This window comes from Stenotrophomonas sp. GD03930 (assembly GCF_029839665.1).
In the GTDB taxonomy this organism is placed as follows: Bacteria; Pseudomonadota; Gammaproteobacteria; order Xanthomonadales; family Xanthomonadaceae; genus Stenotrophomonas; species Stenotrophomonas forensis.
The window spans coordinates 291,691-310,671 of sequence record NZ_JAOCAV010000004.1 but is presented as its reverse complement, the minus strand read 5'-3'; the positions used below and the strand labels follow the sequence as shown (position 1 = coordinate 310,671).

Genomic DNA, 18,981 nt, shown 5'->3' with positions numbered 1-18,981 from the left:
GATGGTGAAGCTGCCGAACACCGGGGCCTCGCGCTGGCCGTAGAACTCGCGGGTGCTGTGGTAGCGCGCCACCGCGAACTTCCAGCGGCCATGGGTCAGCGCCATGCCATAGCCGCCCTGGGCGACCACGTGGCGCTTGTCCACGCTGTGGCTGCTGCGGAACGTGTTGCCGTCCAGGGTGATGTCGCGGATCACCCACGCCGCGTCGGTGGTGACGAACATGTGCCACGACCAGCCGCTGGGGCGGCCGCCACGCGTCGGCGCGGTGTTCTCACCGGCCGGACGCAGCGGCGTGCTGCCGAAATCATCGGGCAGCTTCCAGCCGAAACGCACTTCGCCACCGGCATTGGCCTTGGTTTCCAGGTTGCCGATCGCACCGCCATAGTGGCTGATCGCATCCCAGCCCCAGCCGCCGGCATTGACGCTGGCATCGGCGGGCCAGCGGCGCATGCGCTCGTGGGTCAGCATGAACAGCGGTTCGTTGTGCAGCTGGTTGTCCCAGCCTTCGAACTTCTTGTCATTGAGGATGTCGTGCACCGCATCCTGCACCTGCTTGCCCTGTGCCCATGGACCGACCACGCCCAGCGTCAGCTGGGTGGTCTGCAGGCGGTCGCCGCTGCGCGCGTTGAAGCCAAAGCTGGCGATCAGCACGCCGGCATACGGTCGATCATCCTTGATCAGGTCGCGGCGGGCCGGATCGGTCGGGGTGAAGATGCCCTGGCCGATGCTGAAGATCATGTTCTGCTGCTCGAACCTGCCCGGGTGCAGGCCTTCCAGGTACTGGTTCACCCAGCGCGCCATGCGCGGCAGGCAGGGGTCATCGGTGTAGTCGACCAGGTTCGGCGAGACCAGGGTCAGCTGGGCGCCGTTGGTGTAGCCCTGGTCCTGGTGGCGGCCACCGAACAGGTCGTTGTCGACGCGGATGTTGACCTGTGGCGGGTGGTCGCGCATCGCATCCGGGCCGCATCGTTCGGCGGCCTGGGCGGCAAGGGGGAGGGCAGCGGCAAGCAGGCCGGACAGCCCGAGGGCTGCAAGGCGGGGGTGGGAAGGGGGGCTCATCGGGGCGCGGGTTCTTTTGTCGATTTCAGCCGCGACACGGTACCCCCAGGTGGTCGCCAAAACGACCACATGGCGCTCACTTGTCTGTTCCGAAAACAACATTGTCCAACCGACACAATGTGATACGTGGAGTCGGGGCGGGCCCGCCGGCTGGCGCCATCGCCCGGGTTGGCCAAATCTGTCGTCATCCGCACTTTCCAGTCAGCTGCGGTTGTGGTTGGGTCCCTGCATGCCCTATCCTCTGCGCCGGCGCCTGGGGAGGCGCCACCAAAGGATTCAGGTCCCAGACCCTTTCTCAACCCATGGATTGTGCTTCGCCGCCGGCGAAGTGCTGGATGACTCATAATGAACAAATCGAATTCGCTCGCCCCCGTGCTGGCCTGCGCGCTGCTGGGTGCCGGCCTGTTGGGCGTCAGTGCCCCGGCGTCGGCGGGTCTGCGCGACAGCTTCGCCAACAGCCGCACCTCTGCCCAGGAGCAGAGCAAGAAGGGCCAGGCCGAGATTCCGGTCTGCACCAAGCCGCTGGGTTCCATCTCGGTGATCGAGCCGGAAGACGTGGTGAACTGGTGGACCGGCCAGCAGCTGCCGGCGCCTTCGAAGCTGATCAAGGTCTTCGTCAACAAGTCCAAGTGCTTCACCCTGGTGGACCGTGGCGTCGGCATGGCCGCCGCCCAGGCCGAGCGTGCGCTGGCCAGCGAAGGCCAGCTGCGTGGCCGCTCCAACATCGGCAAGGGCCAGATCCGTGCCGCCGACTACGTGCTGGTGCCGGACCTGATCTCGCAGAACAGCAATGCCGGCGGCAACGCCATCGGTGGCCTGCTGGGCGGGCTGATCGGCGGCAAGGCTGGTGCGGTGGTCAGCGGCCTGAACTTCCGCAGCAAGACCGCGGACGTGACCCTCACCCTCACCGACGTGCGCTCCTCCGAGCAGGTGGCCATCGTCGAGGGCAACTCCAAGAAGACCGACCTGGGCTGGGGCGCCGGTGGCGGCCTGTTCGGCGGCGGCGGCATCGGCGCGATGGGCGTGGGTGGCTATGCCAACACCGAAATCGGCCAGGTGATCACCCTGGCCTACCTGCAGGCCTACACCAACATGGTGGCCGAGCTGGGCGGCCTGCCGGCCGATGCCTCGGCGGCCAATTCCGGCCAGGCAGTGACCATGCTCAAGGCCGGTCGCCTGCTGGCCAATGCCAAGGGCACCGGTGCGCCGGTGCGCTCGCTGGAACCGGGCATGCTGCTGTACCCCACCGGCGTCAAGGAAGGCACCATGTGGGAAGTGGAAGACGAAATGGGCAACAAGGGCTGGGTCAATTCCACCCTGATGGAAACGGCCAAGTAAGCCGCCTGCGTGCCGGCCTCGCGCCGGCACGCGCCGTCTGCCGGGGCCGGTCTTCGTGGACGGCCCTGCCAGGGGCGCGGCCCCGCTGCAACGCAGCGGCTCGCCGGTGCCGCCTTTGACTTTGATGAATACTCTTGGGTTTGTTGCCCTGCGGCCCGATAATGGGGGGCATGGAAATCAAGTCCGACAACCCCGACCACGGCTTCCAGTTCCCCGGCCAGTTCGAGCTCAGCGCCATGGGCCCGGCCAACCGCGGCCTGGAGCATGAGCTTCCCCGTCTGCTGCTGGCTGCCGGCATCGACGTGGTGAACGAACGCATCAGCTGGAAGCATTCGTCCAACGGCAAGTACGTGTCCGTCCGCATCGTGTTCAAGGCCGAGAGCCGCGAGCAGTACGACCTGGCGCACCAGGCGCTGCGCGACCACCCGGAAGTGAAGTGGACGCTGTAGCCGACAGCTGCCCGGCCGAAGCCGCCCCGGAAGACCGCGCGCCGCGCCCGGCGGTGGTCCGCGACCTCGGCCGCCAGGCCTATGAACCGGTGTGGCGCGCCATGCAGCGCTTCACCGACCAGCGCAGCGACGCCGACGCCGACGAGCTGTGGGTGGTCGAGCACGATCCGGTGTTCACCCTGGGCCAGGCTGGCAAGGACGAGCATGTGCTGGCGCCGGGCGAGATCCCGGTGCTGCACGTGGACCGCGGCGGCCAGGTGACCTATCACGGTCCCGGCCAGATCGTGGTCTATCCGCTGCTGCGCCTGCCGCGGCTGGGCATTGGTGTGCGCGACTATGTCTGCCGCATCGAGCAGGCCCTCATCGATACCCTGGCCGAGTGGAACATCGGTGCCGAACGCCGCGAGGGTGCCCCGGGCGTCTACGTCGGCGGCGCCAAGATCGCCGCGCTCGGCATCCGCGTGCGCCGCGGCTGCACCTTCCATGGCCTGGCCTTCAACGTGTCCATGGACCTGGAACCCTTCCACCGCATCAACCCCTGTGGCTATCAGGGGTTGCAGGTGACATCGGTAGTAGACTTGGGCGGGCCCTCCGGGATGGAGGCCGTCAAGCCGGTGCTGCTGGACCACCTGGCCCGCCAGTTCGGCCTGCTGCTGCAGCACACGCCCGAACTGCCTGATCTTTCTGCGGCCGCCTGACCGCCCCCCGGAACTGCCATGACTGAAACCACCGCCCGTTCCATTCCCCTGCAGATCGTGCAGGGCGACTCTCCGTCCGCCGCGCCGTTGCAGGCCGGGGTCAAGCAGCTGGGCGGTGACAAGATCAACCGCTCGCCGGTGCAGTTCGCCGATGCGCCGGTGCTGCGCAAGCCGTCCTGGATCCGCGTGCGCATTCCCTCGGGCAATGCCGTGCAGAACCTGAAGGCCAAGCTGCGCGAGAACCGCCTGGTGACCGTGTGCGAGGAAGCCAGCTGCCCGAACATCCACGAATGCTTCGGCCACGGCACGGCCACCTTCATGATTCTCGGCGAGGTCTGCACCCGCCGCTGCTCGTTCTGCGACGTGGCCCACGGCCGCCCCAAGCCGCCGGATGCCAACGAGCCGGCCAGCCTGGGCCAGACCGTGGCCGACATGGGCCTGAAGTACGTGGTGGTGACCAGTGTCGATCGCGATGACCTGCGCGACGGCGGTGCCCAGCACTTCGTCGACTGCATCACCGCCATCCGCGAGAAGTCGCCGGGTACCCGCATTGAAGTGCTGACCCCCGATTTCCGCGGCAAGGGCCGCATGGAGCGCGCGCTGGAGATCCTGGCGCAGAACCCGCCGGATGTGTTCAACCACAACATCGAGACCGTGCCGGACCTGTACCGCAACGTGCGCCCGGGCGCGGATTACCAGTGGTCGCTGAACCTGCTGAAGAACTTCAAGGCGCAGCACCCGGAGGTGCCGACCAAGAGCGGCATCATGCTGGGCCTGGGCGAGGAGTTCGAGCAGATCAAGGCCACCATGCGTGACCTGCGCGCGCATGACGTGGACATGATCACCATCGGCCAGTACCTGCAGCCGACCGCGCACCACCACCCGGTGCTGAAGTACTGGACCCCCGACGACTACAAGGCGCTGGAAGACTACGGCTACGAGCTGGGCTTCAGCCACGTGGCCTCCGGCCCGATGGTGCGCTCGTCGTACCACGCCGACGTGCAGGCCAAGGGCGCCGGCATTTCCTGAGGTGGGTGCGGACCGTTGGTCCGCACGCCTTCGCCGGGCATGGCCCGGCGCTACCAATGGGTGCGGCCCCCCTCACCGGTGGGTGCGGACCGTTGGTCCGCACGCCTTTGCCTGCATTCACAATTTGCTACACCGGCCCCGCTAGGCTGGTTTTCCACCGAGCGCGGCCGGGTGACAAACCCGGCAACTTTCGGCACTGTCGTGGTGTCTGAACACCCTGCAGTCTCCCCCTTGGCAAGGCGCCTTCGAGCACGTCAATGAAATTCAAAGCCCCCGCATTCCTGATGGCCCTGGCGCTGGTCGCGCCGCTGGCGCTGGCGGCCAAGGCCGACTCGCCTGCATTGCCCGCGGCGGCCACCGCCGATCAGGTGACCACCTCCAAGCTGGTGTACGGCCTGCTGTCTGACAGCCGCTACGCCTATCGCCCGCGCGCGCTGGACGAGGCCACCTCCAAGGACGTGTTCAAGCGCTACCTGGAGACGCTGGACGGCGGCAAGCAGTACTTCACCCAGGCCGACGTGGCGCGCTTCGCGCCGTTCGAAGCCAATATCTCTTCGGCCATCCGTGGCGGCGAGCTGGAGCCGGCGTTCCAGGTGTTCGCCGTCTACAAGCAGCGCGTGGGCGAGCGCGTGGCCTACGCGCGCAGGCTGCTCAAGCAGGAGCCGGACTTCACCACCGACGAGCGTTTCGAATACGACCGCAAGAAGGTGCCGTGGGCGGCCAGCAGCGCCGAGCTGGATGAGCTGTGGCGCAAGTCGGTCAAGAACGACTGGCTGCGCCTGAAGCTGGCCGGCAAGAAGCCGGACGATATCCGCAAGACGCTGGACAAGCGCTATGCCACGCTGGAGAAGTCGGTCAATGAGCTGAAGGGCGAAGACGTCTTCCAGTTCTTCATGAACTCGTACACCAGCGCGGTTGATCCGCACACTGATTACTTCACCCCGCGCACCGCCGAGAACTTCAACCAGGCGATGTCGCTGTCGCTGGAAGGCATCGGCGCGCAGCTGCAGCGCCAGGACGACGTGGTGGTGATCCGCGAGATCATCGCCGGTGGCCCGGCAGCGGTCGACGGCACGCTGAAGCCGGGTGACCGCATCGTCGGGGTCGGCCAGGGCAAATCCGGCCTGGTCGAGGACGTGATCGGCTGGCGCATCGATGATGTCGTGGCCAAGATCCGCGGTGCGAAGGACACCCAGGTCAAGCTGGAATTCATTCCGGCCGCGGAAGGTGCTGACGGAAAGCACCACACCCTGGTGCTGACCCGGCAGAAGGTGCGCCTGGCCGAACAGGCCGCCAAGGGCGAGACCATGACCATTCCGGCCGCCAACGGTGAGCCGGTACGGAAGGTCGGTGTGATCAAGCTGCCGACCTTCTACCAGGACTTCGAAGGCCGCCGCCGCAATGCCGCCGACTACGCCTCGGCCACCCGCGACGTGGCCAAGCTGCTGGCCGGTTTCAAGAACGACAAGCTGGATGGCGTGGTGCTGGACCTGCGCAACAACGGCGGTGGTTCGCTGGATGAAGCGATCGAACTGACCGGCCTGTTCATCGAGCAGGGCCCGGTGGTGCAGGTGCGTGAGTCCGGTGGCCGCGTCACCGTCAACAGCGACCGCAACCAGGGCGTGGCGTGGGATGGCCCGTTGGCGGTGCTGATCAACCGCGGCTCGGCCTCGGCCTCGGAAATCTTCGCCGGCGCCATCCAGGACTACGGTCGTGGCCTGGTGATCGGTGAAACCAGCTTCGGCAAGGGCACCGTGCAGAACATCGTCGACCTCGATCGCTGGCCGAGCGGCGAAACCCAGCGCTTCGGCCAGGTCAAGCTGACCATCGCCCAGTTCTTCCGCATCAGCGGCAGCAGCACCCAGCACAAGGGCGTGGTGCCGGACCTGGCCTTCCCGGCCAGCGTCGATGCCACCGAGTTCGGCGAAAGCACCTACGACAACGCATTGCCGTGGACCCGCATCGCCGCCGTGCCGCACACCCAGTACGGCAACTTCGCACCGCTGCTGCCGAAGCTGGAAACCCGTCACGACGCACGCATCGCCACCGACAAGGAATTCCAGTGGTGGAACGAGGACGTGCAGCAGTTCCGCACCGAGGCAGCGAAGAAGTACATCTCGCTCAACGAGGCGACCCGCCGCGCCGAACGCGAGCGCCAGGATGCCCAGCGCAAGGAACGCCAGGTGCAGCGCAAGGAACTGGGCCTGGCCCTGGACCCGCTGGCCGATGACAGCAGCGACGACGGCCTGACCGGTAACGAGCGTGACATCGTGAAGGATGCCGCGCGCGAGAAGGCGGCCGAGAAGCGTCCGGACCCGCTGCTGCGCGAGTCGGCCTCGATCCTGGCCGATGCGGTGAACCTGCTGGCCAACGACCGCCCGCTGTCGGCGCAGGTGCTGCCGCAGTCCACTGGCGCAGGTCGTTGGGCCGACTGATCCGCCAAGCGCGCGTATACCCGAGGGGCCGGCATTGCCGGCCCCTCTGCTTTTCCGTGCATGAACCGGGAACAACGCAGGCTGCCATGTCGACCTGCCACACACGGCCGCAGGACTACGCTTGGCGGTACCGTCCTCGCAGGAGTACCCATGCGGGCCTCCCGTCTTACCAGCGCTGCCGTGGCCCTCAGCAGCGCCCTGATCCTGTCGGCCTGTGGTGGCCGTGCCGCCGACAGCACCCTGCTGCGTGAATCCTTTGATTCCGGCGACACCTTCTCGCGCACCGTCGATGGCCGTCCCGGTGATGCCTGCGAAGCGGCGCGGCGGACCCTGCTCAGCCAGGGCTATGCCATTGCCCGCTCGGACGAGGCACAGGTGGAGGGCAACAAGAATTTCCAGCCCCGCGACGACGATCACGAGCAGCTGGTACTGCGCATCTCCTGCGCGCCGCGTGGCAGCCAGACGCTGGTGTTCGTCAGCGCGGTGCAGGACCGCTACGCACTGAAGAAGAGCCCGACGTCGGCCAGCGTGGGCGTGGGTGCCTTGGGCTCGGTGTCGCTGCCGTTCGGCAGCAATGATGATTCGCTGGTGAAAGTGGCCAGCAGTACGGTCACCGATGCCGAGTTCTATCGTCGTTTCTTCCAGCGCCTGCAGCAGTATCTGCCTGCGGACGCAGCCACGCCCGCGCCGCCTGCTTCGCCCGTACCTGCGACTCCGGAACCTGCACCGGCCAGCACGGACCAGGGGTGAGCGTGCGCGGCAGGTTGATCGGCATGGCCCTGCTGCTGGTGCCCGTGCTGGGGACGGCGGCCACGCCCGTGGATTGCACGCAGGGCTTGCTGCAGCGGCTGGGCTGGCGCTTCGAAGAGGCGGCGGTGGCCACGCCGCAGGTGCACGGCGGTGCCGTGTGCACGCGCGCCACGTTGGCCGAGGCGCAGGCGGCGGGCGATCTACGCGTGCAGTGGCCGGCCGCAATGCCCGCTGCAGCCCGACAGGCACAACTGCGGCAACTGCTGGACGACCCGGCCACGGTCTGCGCCTATGCGTTCGAACTGGGCGCCGCCACGCAGCGTGCGGCGACCGCATTGCAGGACAATCCCACGTTCCGTTTTTCCGGTCCGCAGCTGGGCTGGATCGGCTTCGGCCTGCGGGGCGCACCCTCGCAAGGGTGGCAGCGCACACGCAGTTTCGGCCGCGGTTACGTGCCCAGCGGTGGCAACAGCCGTGCACTGCAGGCGTTCTACAGCGGCAGCGTGCGTGCCGAATGTGGCGTCGGTCGCCAGGTCGCGCAGCTGGCAACGCAACGCGAGCTGTACGGTGATGCTGCGTTCGATACCGAGTTCAAACCCGCAGAACTGTCGATTGGTACGTTCCTGGCGCTGCATGACACCGACAGCATTCTGCTGGGTGCAAGCGCAGGTGATTTCTTCGCCGACGGCAAGGCGGAGCGCACATCGATGTTGGGGCGGCAGGCGTTCGTCGGCGTGCCCGGTTTCATCGAACATGTGTACGACAAGGGCACGCTGGACGATCTGAGCAACCAGGCCGAGAACTTCGTGGTGGTCGAGGTGGGCGAGGGCGCTGCGCAGGCGCTGGCCCTGCACGGCGGGCTGGTCTGGTACGACCAGCGCAATGCCGAGTTGTGGAAGCTCGCGCAGGACATCCCGCGCATCGGCCAGCGCTACTTCGAGCGCCTGCTGTTCGAGCGCGACCCGGACCTGCGCGCACGGCTGGAACCGCGCTACCGCGACACGCTGGCACGCATGGACCAGCTGCTGGACGATCCGTTCTACCAGCAGTTCGTGATCTATGTGCACCCACGCGGTATACGTCCCATCGGCTACCACGTCGCCCGCCTGCTTGATCGCAACCCACGAACGCCGTTTTCGATCGACCTGGCGGTGCACAATCTGCATACCACGCTCTACCGGCGTTGGCGCGAGGCGCAGCTGCGCCACTGCGCGGCCACCGGCAGGCCAGGCAGCCTGACCCTAGACCCCAACTGAAGGTGAAACAATGGATATTGCAATGATCGGCCTCGGCCGCATGGGTGCCAACATGGCCCAGCGCCTGCATCGCGGCGGCCACCGCGTGGTCGGCTACGACCCGGGCGAAGGCGCGCGCCAGCGTGCGGCTGAGGCCGGCCTGGAAGTGGTGGATTCGCTGGCCGCTGCCGTCGCTGCGCTGCCAGTGCCACGCGTGGTGTGGCTGATGGTGCCGGCCGGCGAGACCGTCGACCAGACCCTGGGCCAACTGACCCCGCATCTGGCCGAGGGTGACATCGTCATCGACGGTGGCAACTCCAACTACCAGGACTCGATCCGCCGCGCCAAGGCGCTGGCCGAAGACGATCTGGGCTACGTCGACTGCGGCACCAGCGGTGGCGTGTGGGGCCTGCAGGAAGGCTACAGCCTGATGGTCGGCGGCGACGCCCCGGTGGTGGAGCAGATCGCCCCGTTGCTGCGCACGCTGGCACCGGCCGAGGATCGCGGCTGGGCCCGTGTCGGTCCCTCCGGTGCCGGCCATTTCACCAAGATGGTCCACAACGGCATCGAGTACGGAATGATGCAGGCCTACGCCGAAGGCTTCGCGCTGATGGAGCGCAAGCAGGAAATGGAACTGGACCTGGCCCAGGTGGCCGAGGTGTGGCGCCACGGCAGCGTGGTGCGTTCGTGGCTGCTGGACCTGAGCACTGAAGCGCTCAAGCGCAATCCGTCGTTGGACGGCATCGCCCCGTACGTCGAGGATTCCGGTGAAGGCCGCTGGACCGTGGCCGAAGCGATCGCACTGGATGTGCCGGCACCGGTGATCACGCTGTCGCTGTTGGAACGCCTGCGCTCACGCGAATCCAATTCGTTCACCGACCGCCTGCTGTCGGCGATGCGCAACGAGTTCGGCGGCCACGCGATCAAGAAGTCGTAACAGAGAAAACGCATGACCACGCGATCCACGCATGGCGTGGATCCGTGTCGACCAAGGTCGACACCTACCGTCGGGCGCGGAAAACTGTCGAAGCTCCCAGGGATGGGTTTACGGCGTCCCCCGCAACCGGACCCACCCCGCCATCCCACGGATAGCTGGCTTTTGACGTTGACGTTGATTCGGCAGGTGCAGGGCGCAGCCCTGCCGATCACCCCAACGCGATTCGCCGCCCTTGGCGCGCACTGTCCATCCCGGCCTGCAGCAACCGCATCAGCTGCAGCGCCTGCGCCGCACTGACCGTCGCCTCGCCATCGCCGTGCATCGCCGACGCGAACTGTGCGTACAGCCGCCGGTAGTCGCCGGGAAGGTTGTCGACGGTGCTGCGCTGCACGTTGTCCTCGGCATCGCAGCGCAGCAGCTCGCCATGCCGCGGATCGATGCCCCAGCCCGGAGCACCCGGTGCAACACCGCGGCGCAGCTGCGCTTCCTGCACATCCAGCCCGTGCTTGATCCAGCTGCCCGTGCTGCCATGCACACTGAAGTGCGGTGTGGGCGCCGCCACCAGCGAACCGGCATGCACGATCGCGCGATGCCGTGGGTAGTGCAGCACCGCGTGGAAGTAATCGATGCCGCTGCCGCCTTCGCGCTGCACCGCCAGATCGGCGTCGATGGCCTCGGGCCAGCCGAACAGCACCAGCATCTGGTCCAGCAGGTGCGGGCCCAGGTCGTACCACACGCCGCTTCCCGGGCCATCCTGTTCGCGCCAGCGCTCGCGCACCTGCGGCCGGTAGCGATCGAAATGCGCATGGCACTCGGCCACGTCACCAAGCGCACCCTCCGCCAACAGCGCCTGCAGGGTGAGGAAGTCGGCATCGAAGCGCCGGTTCTGGAACACGGTCGCGATGCGCCCGGCATCGTTCGCCGCGGCCAGTATTGCTTCGGCTTCGGTGACGTCGAGCGCGAACGGCTTGTCGACCAGCACATGCTTGCCCGCCGCCAGCGCGGCGATCGCCAACGGCGCATGCTGGTCGTTGGGCGTGGCGATCACCACCGCATCCACTGCCGGATCGTCGAAGACCTGCTGTGGCGTGGCCCGCACGTGCACGTTGCTGAACGTGCGCAGGAGCGTGTCGCGCTGCGAACTGACCACGCTGTGCAGCACCAGCCCGGGCGTGTGCTGGATCAGCGGCGCATGGAAGACCCGGCCGGCGAGGCCGTAGCCGATCAGGGCCAGTTGCAGGTCGGGGCGCATCGCACAGCTCCGGCAGAGGGAAAGGGCAGGGTAAACGACCGGCGATCACCGTCCAAAACTGAACCGTTGCCGTTGGAAACGCTTCGATTCACAGCGGCATGACTGCAACGCCACGCCTGCTCCACGGCGGCGTGTCCAGACTGGCAGCACATCCCGAAGGAGTACGACACGATGAGCAATACCACCCGCACGCTGATTGCTTCTGCCCTGACCCTGGGCCTGGCGCTGTCCTCCTCGGCCGCCTTCGCCAAGGACCCGGCCGCGAAGAGCCCGCCGACCAGCACCCATCCGGCAACCCATGCCGATCGCCATGACTCCAACGAGCCAGTGACCGATACCTGGATCACCACCAAGGTGAAGGCCGACCTGCTGGCCAGCAGCAACGTTCCGGGCACTGAAATCAAGGTGGAAACCGTGAACGGCGTGGTCAGCCTCAGCGGCGCCGTGGCGACCCAGGCCGAGAAGGACAAGGCGGTCACCACTGCCAAGGGCATCAAGGGCGTGACCCGCGTCGATGCCGCAGCACTCAAGGTCAGCGCCGCTGCCAAGCGCTGAACCTGGTGGGCGCCCCAGCTGGGGCGCCCAGCGGTTTCTTTGGAGCCGGGCCCTGCTCGGCTCCACCAAGAAGGGGACGCCCCCTACCCGTTCAGCCAGCCGCGCCCTGAATCCCAGAGTTGTGACCGCCTGCGCTATATTGCCGGTTCCGCCGCAGCCGGGCTGGTCCCGGCAGGTGCTCCGCGGCCGTGCTGACGAGGAACTATGGCGCTGGTTTTCAGTGACGACATCTGGGACCGCTGGCGGTTGCCGGCCTTGGCGCTGGCGGCCGTCGCGATCATCGTGGTGCCATGGTTGACCCTGCGCAAGCTGCAGCAGGACAGCGAGCAGGCGATGGCCTGGGTCAACCATACCCAGGCCGTAGGCAATGCCCTGCAGCAGTTGCAGGCGGACGTGCGTGACGTCGAATCGGCCGCGTTGACCCTCTCCAAGGGCGTGGATGCGCCGGGCCTGCGCGAGCGCATGGCGCGCGCCAACGAGATCCCCGGGCGCCTGGCCGAGCTGGGCCGGATGACCCGCGACAATCCCGACCAGCTGATCCGCATCGGTCGTATCGAATCGATGCTGGAGGGCCGCATGGCGCTGGCCCGCGAGCTGGCCAGGTCCGAACCCAACAGCGATCAGCGCGGGCTGGTGCAGGATCTGAGCACGCGCTATCCCATCCGCGGCCTGGTCGAGGAATTGCAGGCCAGCGAGCAGGAACTGCTGGCACTGCGTGCAGAACAGGCGGCGCGCCAGCGCCGGCAGACCGAGTTTGTGTCCTGGAGCTCGCTGGTGGTGCAGTTGGCCCTGCTGGGCCTGGTGCTGTGGCTGCTGCATCGCCAGATCGGCCGTCGCCTGCACGCCGAGCGGCAATCGCTGCGCTCGGCTGCGCGCGCGGCATCGGTGCTGCAGACCGTGCGCGAGCCGATCGTTCTGCTTGATCGCGATCTGCGCGTTCAGCTGCACAATCCCGCGTTCGCCGAGCTGTACGGGCTGGAGGACGAGCGTGCCGACGGCCTGCTGCTGGAAACCGTCGGAGACGGCGCCTGGCAGGACCCCGTGATGCGCCAGCGTCTGTCCGACGTGCTGCTGCGCGGCCGCGAACTGTGGGACTTCGAGCACGAGCAGCGCGCCGCCGACGGCATGGTGCGCTACATGCTGCTCAACGCACGGCGCATGCCGCTGCCGGATACCGATGACGAAGTGGTATTGATGACCGTCAGCGATGTAACGGTGCAGCGTGCCGTGCAGCTGCGCGTGGAAGAGCTGAACCGGCAGCTGGAAGGCAAGGTCGAGCAGGTGTCCGAGGTCAACCGCGAACTGGAGGCTTTCAGCTATTCGGTCTCGCACGACCTGCGTGCGCCGCTGCGACATGTTGCCGGTTTCTCGGACAAGCTGTCGCGCCATCTGGGTGAGCAGGCCGATGACAAGAGCCGCCACTACCTGGAGGTGATCTCCAGCTCGGCACGGCGCATGGCGGCGCTGATCGACGACCTGCTGGTCTACTCGCGGCTGGGCCGCGTGGCGATGCGCCAGCAGGCGGTGGACATGCAGTCGCTGGTGGCCGATACCCGCGCCATGCTCGATTCCAACCTGCAGGCCGAGGCCGAAAACAGCGGCCACGCGCACCAGGTCGAGTGGAGCATTGCGCCGCTGCCGATCGTGGTGGGCGACGAGAACATGATCCGCCAGGTCTGGCTGAACCTGCTCGGCAACGCGGTGAAGTATTCAGGCAACCGCGAGCCGGCAAGGATCCGCGTGGACTGCCAGCAGCAGCCCGATGGCGGCCATCAGTTCACGGTCAGCGACAATGGTGCAGGCTTTGACATGGCCTATGCTGGCAAGCTGTTCGGCGTGTTCCAGCGCCTGCACAAGGCCAGTGACTACCCTGGAACCGGCATCGGCCTGGCCAGCGTGCGCCGCGTGCTGACCCGCCATGGTGGCCGGATCTGGGCCGAGGCCGAACCGGACGTCGGCGCCACCTTCCACTTCTACCTGCCTCCCGCGATCGACGCGGACAAACAAGGTCCTTCTGCATGACGACTCTGCGCACCATTCTTCTCGCCGAAGACAGCCCGGCCGACGCCGAGATGGCGATCGACGCCCTGGAGGAGGCGCGTCTGGCCAACCCCATCGTGCACGTCGAGGATGGCGTGGAAGTGATGGACTACCTGCTGCGTCGCGGTGCGTTCGCCAACCGCGAGGAAGGCCTGCCGGCCGTGCTGCTGCTGGACATCAAGATGCCGCGCATGGATGGCCTGGAAGTACTGCGGCAGATCCGCGAGCACGAAGAACTCAAGCGCCTGCCGGTGGTGATCCTGTCGTCCTCGCGCGAAGAAAGCGACCTGGCCCGCAGCTGGGACATGGGCGTGAACGCCTACGTGGTCAAGCCGGTGGATGTGGACCAGTTCTTCGGCGCCGTGCAGACGCTGGGCAAGTTCTGGGCGTTGATCAACCAGGCACCGGAACTCGAGTGAGCCCATGCCCCTGACCGGTCCCGCCCTGGGGGCGCTGCGCATCCTGCTGGTGGAGGATTCACCGGAAGATGCCGAGCTGATGTCCGAACAGATGCTCGATGCGGGGCTGGACGCCCGCTTCGAGCGGGTCGAGAGCGAGGCCGAACTGCGCCAGGCGCTGGCCGCGTTCCAGCCGGACATCGTGCTGTCCGACCTGAGCATGCCGGGCTTCTCCGGTGACGATGCGCTGCGCATCGTGCGCGAGACCTCGCCGGAAGTGCCCTTCATCTTCGTCTCCGGCACCATGGGTGAAGAGAACGCGGTAGCAGCGCTGCAGAAGGGCGCCAACGACTACATCATCAAGCACCAGCCGGCGCGCCTGCCGTCGGCGGTGGCGCGTTCGATCCGCGATGCGCGCAGTGCGGTCGAACGCGCACGCGTGGAAACCGAGCTGATGCGCGCGCAGCGGCTGGAAAGCCTGTCGCTGCTTGCCGCTGGCCTCAGCCACGACCTGCGAAACATCCTGCAGCCGCTGCTGATCATGCCGGACCTGCTGAAGGCGCGCACCGAAGATCCGCAGCTGCACCACCTGGCCGATGTCATCGCCGAGTGCGGCCGGCGCGGCCATGAGATGGCCGAGTCGATGCTGTCGTTCGTGCGCGGCTCGCGCAAGCCAAGCGAACGCATCGAGATCGACGGCCTGTTCGATGCGGTGGCGCTGCTGTTGCGCAGCAACGTACCCGACGCCGTACGGCTGGAACTGCAGGTGCAGGACGAAGGCCTGGTGGTCGACGCCAACTACACCGAGCTGCAGCAGGTCATGTTGAACCTGGCGTTGAACGCGATCCAGGCCATGCCCAATGGCGGCCGCCTGAGCCTGATTGCCAGCCATGCCGGCCAGCGCGATGGCGTGGACTGGATGCACATCCGGGTGGCCGACGAAGGCATCGGCATGGATGCGGACACGTTGTCGCACCTGTTCAACCCGTTCTTCACCACCAAGGCCGACGGTACCGGCCTGGGGCTGATGTCCTGCAAGCGCATCGTCGAAGGCGCCGGCGGCAGCATCCATGTCAGCAGCCAGCCAGGGCAGGGCACCTGTTTCGAACTGCGCCTGCCGATGCATGAGGCCAGCGACGGCAGCGAGCCGATCGAGCAGCTGGTGGCGCTGGGCAGCGGCCAGTCGATCCTGGTGGTCGATGGCGAGGCGACGCGCCTTTCGCTGCTCGGCAATGCGCTGTCCAGCCAGGGCTACCAGCTGCAGCTGGCCTCCGACGGCCCGGCCGCGCTGCGCTGGATGCAGCAGGAGGCGATGCCGGCACTGGTGATCGCCGATGCCGGTTCCAAGCTGCTGCCGGCCAGCCAGCTGCTGGGCGAGATGGCCGCGCTGGGCTACCGCGGCCCGGCACTGGTGCTGGAAGACACGACGGCAGCGGTGACGCCCGATGCGTTCCCGGCCGGCGTGGAGGTGCATGTGCTGCGCAAGCCGCTGCAGATGCAGCAGGTGTTCCGCGCGGTGGCCGAAGCGCTGGGCTGATGCCTGGGTAGTGCCGGCCGCTGGCCGGCATCGGCGTGCGGCGGGATCACTGCGGTTGCCGGCCAGCGGCCGGCACTACCGTTCGGTGGTTTCCCACGGGAACCGCGGCAGGCTGTCCACCGCCTGTTCCAGCCGCCGCGACCAGTTCTGGTGGATGTCGGCATACAGCGCGGAGTCCGCGCCCAGCCGCAGCTGCTGGCCGATGCGCAGCTCGCCATCGCGCAGCAGTGCCAGGTCGATCGGCAGGCCCACCGACAGGTTGGAGCGGATGGTCGAATCGAGCGAGACGATCGCCGTGCGCGCCGCGTCTTCCAGCCGGGTGGCCGGGCTGAGGATGCGGTCGAGGATCGGCTTGCCGTACTTGGATTCGCCGATCTGCAGGTAGGGCGTCTCCGGCGAGGCGGCAATGGCATTGCCCAGCGGATAGATCATGTACAGCCCCGGCCGCTCGCCAGCGATCTGGCCGCCGAAGATCAGCGTGGCCTGGGTGTTGACCCCGTCATGGCCGTGCTCGCTGTGGGCGCTGTGCACCTGGCTGTCGACCAGCAGTTGGCCGACGTACTCGGCCGCCTCGAACAGATGGGCCGTGTCGCGCAGGTTGGGCGTGCGCCGTTCAGCGGCATCGCGCCCCAGGCGTGACACCAGCAGCTGGGTGGTGGCCAGGTTGCCCGCTGCCATCAGCACGTAGGCTGCCTGGCCGGGATACTCGAACACGTGCAGCTTGCGATGCACGCGCACATCGTCCAGCGAGGCATTGGTCCGGGTATCGGCGGCGAAGACCAGGCCCTCGTCGACCTCGATTCCAACGCAATAGGTCATGTCGGTGCCCTATCATGTGCGTCCCGGATTGTAGGCAGGCCGCCGTGACGACGGCATGTCCACGCCCCCCCAAGTGCCGTCACCTGAACCGCATGACCACCGTGCTCCTGAGCCTGGGCAGCAACGTCCAGCCCCGCCGCTACCTCCACGCCGCGGTGACGGCCCTGCGCGAGCGCTTTGGCGCGCTGCAGGTGTCGCCCGCCTACCGTACCGCCGCGGTTGGCTTCGATGGCCCGGCCTTCCTCAACAACGCAGTGGCGATCGAGACCGACCTGCCGCTGCAGGAGCTGGATGACTGGCTGCATGCGCTGGAAGACGCGCACGGCCGTGATCGCAGCGGGCCGCGCTTTTCCGACCGGACCCTGGACATCGACGTGGTGTTCTACGGCGACCTGGTGGTGGAAGGCCCCGGCCACCTGCGCATCCCGCGCCCGGAACTGAAGCATGCCTTCGTGCTGAAGCCGCTGGCCGACATCGCGCCGGATTTCATCGATCCGGTCAGCGGGCAGGACCTGGCTGCGCTGTGGCGCGCGCACCCGCAGTGCGGCGAGGCGTTCGAGGTGGTTGACCTCGGATGATGGAAGTTGCCGGCCAGCGGCCGGCACTGCCGATCAGACGGCCACCTCATGCAGCGCCAGCCAGCACCAGCGCCCCTGCTCCTGCCTCAGTACCGCCAGCGACTCGCGCCATGCGGGCTCGCCGCCATCGATCGCATGCCCTTCGCGATAGCGCAGCACTGCCAACGGTGATGGCACTTCCAACGCCTGCACGGCTTCGATGGTGATCTTCAGCCCTGCCCGTGCGCCATGGGTACCCGCGAACAAGGCCTGCACGGCATGCCGGTCCAGCCGGCGGCCGGCGATACCGACCATGCTGAAGTCCGAGCAGAAATGCGCCATCAGATCATCCAGTGCGTCGATGCAGGCCTCGGCACGGAACCAGGCCTGCAGTTTGTCGTGCAGGCGGTGGATTTCATGTTCTGCGGTGGTATCCATCATCAATTTCCAGAGTGTGGAAGAAAAAGCTGCTTCGGCCGACGCAACAGCAGCATCGGCAGCAGGGTCAGTGCGGCGGCCAGACCCAGCGCCACGCCGGTGGCGCGGGCCGGCAGCCATTGCATGGCCAGTGCCAGCAGCAGCGCGAGCGCGGCGGTGCCCAGGCAGAAGCTGAGCTGGCGGTTGAGGTTCCAGAGCGCACTGGCATCGCCCAGCGCTTCGCCCTCGACCCCATGGAAGGCCAGCGTCTGCGCGGTGCTGCTGCACAGGCTGCCGCCGGCACCCATCAGCGCGAACAGCAGCCCGGCCAGCGCAAATGCCGGCCGTGGCAACAGCGCCATCGCCAGCAGGCCACTGGCCTGCAGGAACATGCCGGCACGCAGCACTGCGGCCGGGCCGAATCGAGCCAGCAGGCGCTTGCTGGCGGTAATCGCGATGGCCGAGGCCAGCGCCCACGGCAGCATCAGTGCGCCGATGCGCGCGGCGCTGTAACCGGCCTGGTGCAGTTGCAGGGTGCTGACCAGCTGACTGCCGATGAACACGCCCGGCACCGCCAGATACACCAGCATCGCCAGGCGCAGGCTGCGATGGAACAGCAGCGACCAGCGCAGCAGAGGCTGTGGCTGCCGACGTGCATGCCGCAGGTGGATCACGGCGAGCACCACCGCGACCATCAGCAAGCCGCTGCCGGCAAGACGATGCCCGGGTTCGCCCAGCCAGGTCAACGCCAGCAGCAGCGCGCCCAGCGCCGTCATCGCGGTGGACAGCGCATGGGCCTGCAGGCGCGGCGCAGTACGACGGACGTCGGCGGGCATCCACGCCAGCACCAGCCCAATCGCCATGAGTGCCAGCGGCAGGCTGGCCCAGAGCACACCGCGCCAGGACAGCCATTGCACCAGCAGCCCGCCCAGCGCTGGCGCCAGTGCCGGCACCAGCAGCGCCACCAGCAGGATGCGCCGGGTCAGCGCGCCACGTTGGTCGGGCGTGCACTGCCGGTAGGCCGCCGCCTGGGCCACCGGAATCAGCAGGCCACCGGCCAGGCCCTGCAGCAGGCGCCACCCCAGCAGCCAGCCGATACCCGGCGCGGCTCCCGCCAGCGCAGCGGCGGCCGCGAACAGCAGCAGTGCTACCAGCAGCAGGCGGCGCTCGCCACAGCGTGCGGCCAGCCACGGCGCCAACGGGATCACTACGCTCAGGCCCAGCATGTAGGCGGTACCGACCCAGGCCAGGGTGCCGACGTCGGCATGCAGCTCGGCCGCCAATGCCGGATAGGCCACCGTGGCAATGAACATGTTGACCAGGTCCAGGGCGAACACCAGCAGGAAGATCGCCTCATGGCGCAGGCGGGGGGACGGCATCGACGGCGCTCCAGCAGGGAAGCGGCCAGCATGCCTTCCCGACCCTGTTGGAAAAACAAGACGACAACTGCAACACTGTCAAATCTGTTTTGACAAT

18 protein-coding genes are annotated in these 18,981 nt (G+C 67.5%); 13 read left to right on the top strand and 5 right to left on the bottom strand.

All coding sequences use genetic code 11. The features are described 5' to 3' along the window. Nucleotides 1-1,059: lipid A deacylase LpxR family protein (locus tag N5C18_RS19880; protein ID WP_279945478.1), on the bottom strand; the 1,059-nt coding region annotated here is incomplete at its 3' end. A gap of 345 nt (nucleotides 1,060-1,404) precedes the next feature. Between N5C18_RS19880 and N5C18_RS19875 the strand changes: the two genes are divergently transcribed. From N5C18_RS19875 to gnd, 8 genes are all read left to right on the top strand, one after another. Beyond that, on the top strand, nucleotides 1,405-2,397 hold the full coding sequence (locus tag N5C18_RS19875) for a CsgG/HfaB family protein (protein ID WP_279945477.1): 993 nt from the start codon (nucleotides 1,405-1,407) through the stop codon (nucleotides 2,395-2,397). Nucleotides 2,398-2,567: 170 nt separating this feature from the next. Further along, on the top strand, nucleotides 2,568-2,846 hold the full coding sequence (locus tag N5C18_RS19870; protein WP_005411067.1) for a YbeD family protein: 279 nt from the start codon (nucleotides 2,568-2,570) through the stop codon (nucleotides 2,844-2,846). Further along, nucleotides 2,834-3,544 (top strand): lipoyl(octanoyl) transferase LipB, encoded by a 711-nt coding sequence (gene lipB / locus N5C18_RS19865; RefSeq protein WP_006470564.1) that lies wholly within the window; start codon nucleotides 2,834-2,836, stop codon nucleotides 3,542-3,544. The genes N5C18_RS19870 and lipB overlap by 13 nt, the downstream gene beginning before the upstream one ends. Nucleotides 3,545-3,562: 18 nt before the next feature. Beyond that, nucleotides 3,563-4,573, top strand: a complete 1,011-nt coding sequence (gene lipA / locus N5C18_RS19860; protein ID WP_053512117.1) for a lipoyl synthase — start codon at nucleotides 3,563-3,565, stop codon at nucleotides 4,571-4,573. Nucleotides 4,574-4,830: 257 nt separating this feature from the next. Then, nucleotides 4,831-7,008 carry a carboxy terminal-processing peptidase gene (locus tag N5C18_RS19855; protein WP_053510686.1) on the top strand — a complete coding sequence of 726 codons (2,178 nt, stop codon included), beginning with the start codon at nucleotides 4,831-4,833 and terminating at the stop codon, nucleotides 7,006-7,008. 150 nt (nucleotides 7,009-7,158) lie between these two features. Then, nucleotides 7,159-7,758 (top strand): DUF2242 domain-containing protein, encoded by a 600-nt coding sequence (locus N5C18_RS19850; RefSeq protein ID WP_049458253.1) that lies wholly within the window; start codon nucleotides 7,159-7,161, stop codon nucleotides 7,756-7,758. A 23-nt stretch (nucleotides 7,759-7,781) separates the two neighbouring features. Next, nucleotides 7,782-9,014, top strand: a complete 1,233-nt coding sequence (locus tag N5C18_RS19845; protein WP_279945476.1) for a hypothetical protein — start codon at nucleotides 7,782-7,784, stop codon at nucleotides 9,012-9,014. 10 nt (nucleotides 9,015-9,024) lie between these two features. Then, nucleotides 9,025-9,930, top strand: a complete 906-nt coding sequence (gene gnd / locus N5C18_RS19840; RefSeq protein WP_053450821.1) for a phosphogluconate dehydrogenase (NAD(+)-dependent, decarboxylating) — start codon at nucleotides 9,025-9,027, stop codon at nucleotides 9,928-9,930. 208 nt (nucleotides 9,931-10,138) lie between these two features. Here gnd and N5C18_RS19835 read toward each other — a convergent pair whose 3' ends face one another. Beyond that, nucleotides 10,139-11,182, bottom strand: coding sequence for an oxidoreductase (locus N5C18_RS19835; RefSeq protein ID WP_279945475.1), 1,044 nt, complete (start codon nucleotides 11,180-11,182; stop codon nucleotides 10,139-10,141). 171 nt (nucleotides 11,183-11,353) lie between these two features. Between N5C18_RS19835 and N5C18_RS19830 the strand changes: the two genes are divergently transcribed. From N5C18_RS19830 to N5C18_RS19815, 4 genes are all read left to right on the top strand, one after another. Further along, nucleotides 11,354-11,737, top strand: a complete 384-nt coding sequence (locus N5C18_RS19830; RefSeq protein WP_006470382.1) for a BON domain-containing protein — start codon at nucleotides 11,354-11,356, stop codon at nucleotides 11,735-11,737. A gap of 204 nt (nucleotides 11,738-11,941) precedes the next feature. Next, the gene (locus N5C18_RS19825) at nucleotides 11,942-13,759 is read left to right on the top strand and encodes an ATP-binding protein (RefSeq protein ID WP_279945474.1); all 1,818 of its coding nucleotides are present in this window, start codon (nucleotides 11,942-11,944) and stop codon (nucleotides 13,757-13,759) included. Continuing rightward, complete coding sequence (locus tag N5C18_RS19820; protein WP_005411057.1) at nucleotides 13,756-14,196, top strand: response regulator; 441 nt, start codon at nucleotides 13,756-13,758, stop codon at nucleotides 14,194-14,196. Before N5C18_RS19825 ends, N5C18_RS19820 begins: the two co-directional genes overlap by 4 nt. A 4-nt stretch (nucleotides 14,197-14,200) precedes the next feature. After that, nucleotides 14,201-15,712, top strand: a complete 1,512-nt coding sequence (locus N5C18_RS19815; protein ID WP_053510678.1) for an ATP-binding protein — start codon at nucleotides 14,201-14,203, stop codon at nucleotides 15,710-15,712. Between the two features lie 75 nt (nucleotides 15,713-15,787). Here the strand turns inward: N5C18_RS19815 and N5C18_RS19810 are convergent, their stop codons facing one another. Next, nucleotides 15,788-16,531 carry a 20S proteasome subunit A/B gene (locus N5C18_RS19810; protein ID WP_053510676.1) on the bottom strand — a complete coding sequence of 248 codons (744 nt, stop codon included), beginning with the start codon at nucleotides 16,529-16,531 and terminating at the stop codon, nucleotides 15,788-15,790. Nucleotides 16,532-16,623: 92 nt separating this feature from the next. Between N5C18_RS19810 and folK the strand changes: the two genes are divergently transcribed. After that, the gene (gene folK, locus N5C18_RS19805) at nucleotides 16,624-17,109 is read left to right on the top strand and encodes a 2-amino-4-hydroxy-6-hydroxymethyldihydropteridine diphosphokinase (RefSeq protein WP_279945473.1); all 486 of its coding nucleotides are present in this window, start codon (nucleotides 16,624-16,626) and stop codon (nucleotides 17,107-17,109) included. A 33-nt stretch (nucleotides 17,110-17,142) separates the two neighbouring features. Here the strand turns inward: folK and N5C18_RS19800 are convergent, their stop codons facing one another. Together N5C18_RS19800 and N5C18_RS19795 are read right to left on the bottom strand one after the other, a co-directional pair. Continuing rightward, on the bottom strand, nucleotides 17,143-17,526 hold the full coding sequence (locus N5C18_RS19800) for a DUF4440 domain-containing protein (RefSeq protein WP_279945472.1): 384 nt from the start codon (nucleotides 17,524-17,526) through the stop codon (nucleotides 17,143-17,145). Nucleotides 17,527-17,528: 2 nt separating this feature from the next. Further along, entirely contained in the window at nucleotides 17,529-18,884 is a 1,356-nt protein-coding gene (locus N5C18_RS19795) for an MFS transporter (protein ID WP_279945471.1), read from the bottom strand. Nucleotides 18,885-18,981: the final 97 nt, after the last annotated feature.

Excerpts from the sequence above, each read along its gene's own strand:
- gnd (WP_053450821.1), top strand. The coding sequence starts at position 9,025 with ATGGATATTGCAATGATCGGCCTCGGCCGCATGGGTGCCAACATGGCC.
- N5C18_RS19835 (WP_279945475.1), bottom strand. The coding sequence starts at position 11,182 with ATGCGCCCCGACCTGCAACTGGCCCTGATCGGCTACGGCCTCGCCGGC.
- N5C18_RS19855 (WP_053510686.1), top strand. The coding sequence starts at position 4,831 with ATGAAATTCAAAGCCCCCGCATTCCTGATGGCCCTGGCGCTGGTCGCG.
- N5C18_RS19815 (WP_053510678.1), top strand. The coding sequence starts at position 14,201 with ATGCCCCTGACCGGTCCCGCCCTGGGGGCGCTGCGCATCCTGCTGGTG.
- N5C18_RS19875 (WP_279945477.1), top strand. The coding sequence starts at position 1,405 with ATGAACAAATCGAATTCGCTCGCCCCCGTGCTGGCCTGCGCGCTGCTG.
- N5C18_RS19870 (WP_005411067.1), top strand. The coding sequence starts at position 2,568 with ATGGAAATCAAGTCCGACAACCCCGACCACGGCTTCCAGTTCCCCGGC.
- lipA (WP_053512117.1), top strand. The coding sequence starts at position 3,563 with ATGACTGAAACCACCGCCCGTTCCATTCCCCTGCAGATCGTGCAGGGC.
- N5C18_RS19810 (WP_053510676.1), bottom strand. The coding sequence starts at position 16,531 with ATGACCTATTGCGTTGGAATCGAGGTCGACGAGGGCCTGGTCTTCGCC.
- N5C18_RS19850 (WP_049458253.1), top strand. The coding sequence starts at position 7,159 with ATGCGGGCCTCCCGTCTTACCAGCGCTGCCGTGGCCCTCAGCAGCGCC.
- N5C18_RS19845 (WP_279945476.1), top strand. The coding sequence starts at position 7,782 with ATGGCCCTGCTGCTGGTGCCCGTGCTGGGGACGGCGGCCACGCCCGTG.
- folK (WP_279945473.1), top strand. The coding sequence starts at position 16,624 with ATGACCACCGTGCTCCTGAGCCTGGGCAGCAACGTCCAGCCCCGCCGC.
- N5C18_RS19800 (WP_279945472.1), bottom strand. The coding sequence starts at position 17,526 with ATGGATACCACCGCAGAACATGAAATCCACCGCCTGCACGACAAACTG.
- N5C18_RS19830 (WP_006470382.1), top strand. The coding sequence starts at position 11,354 with ATGAGCAATACCACCCGCACGCTGATTGCTTCTGCCCTGACCCTGGGC.
- N5C18_RS19820 (WP_005411057.1), top strand. The coding sequence starts at position 13,756 with ATGACGACTCTGCGCACCATTCTTCTCGCCGAAGACAGCCCGGCCGAC.
- N5C18_RS19795 (WP_279945471.1), bottom strand. The coding sequence starts at position 18,884 with ATGCCGTCCCCCCGCCTGCGCCATGAGGCGATCTTCCTGCTGGTGTTC.
- N5C18_RS19825 (WP_279945474.1), top strand. The coding sequence starts at position 11,942 with ATGGCGCTGGTTTTCAGTGACGACATCTGGGACCGCTGGCGGTTGCCG.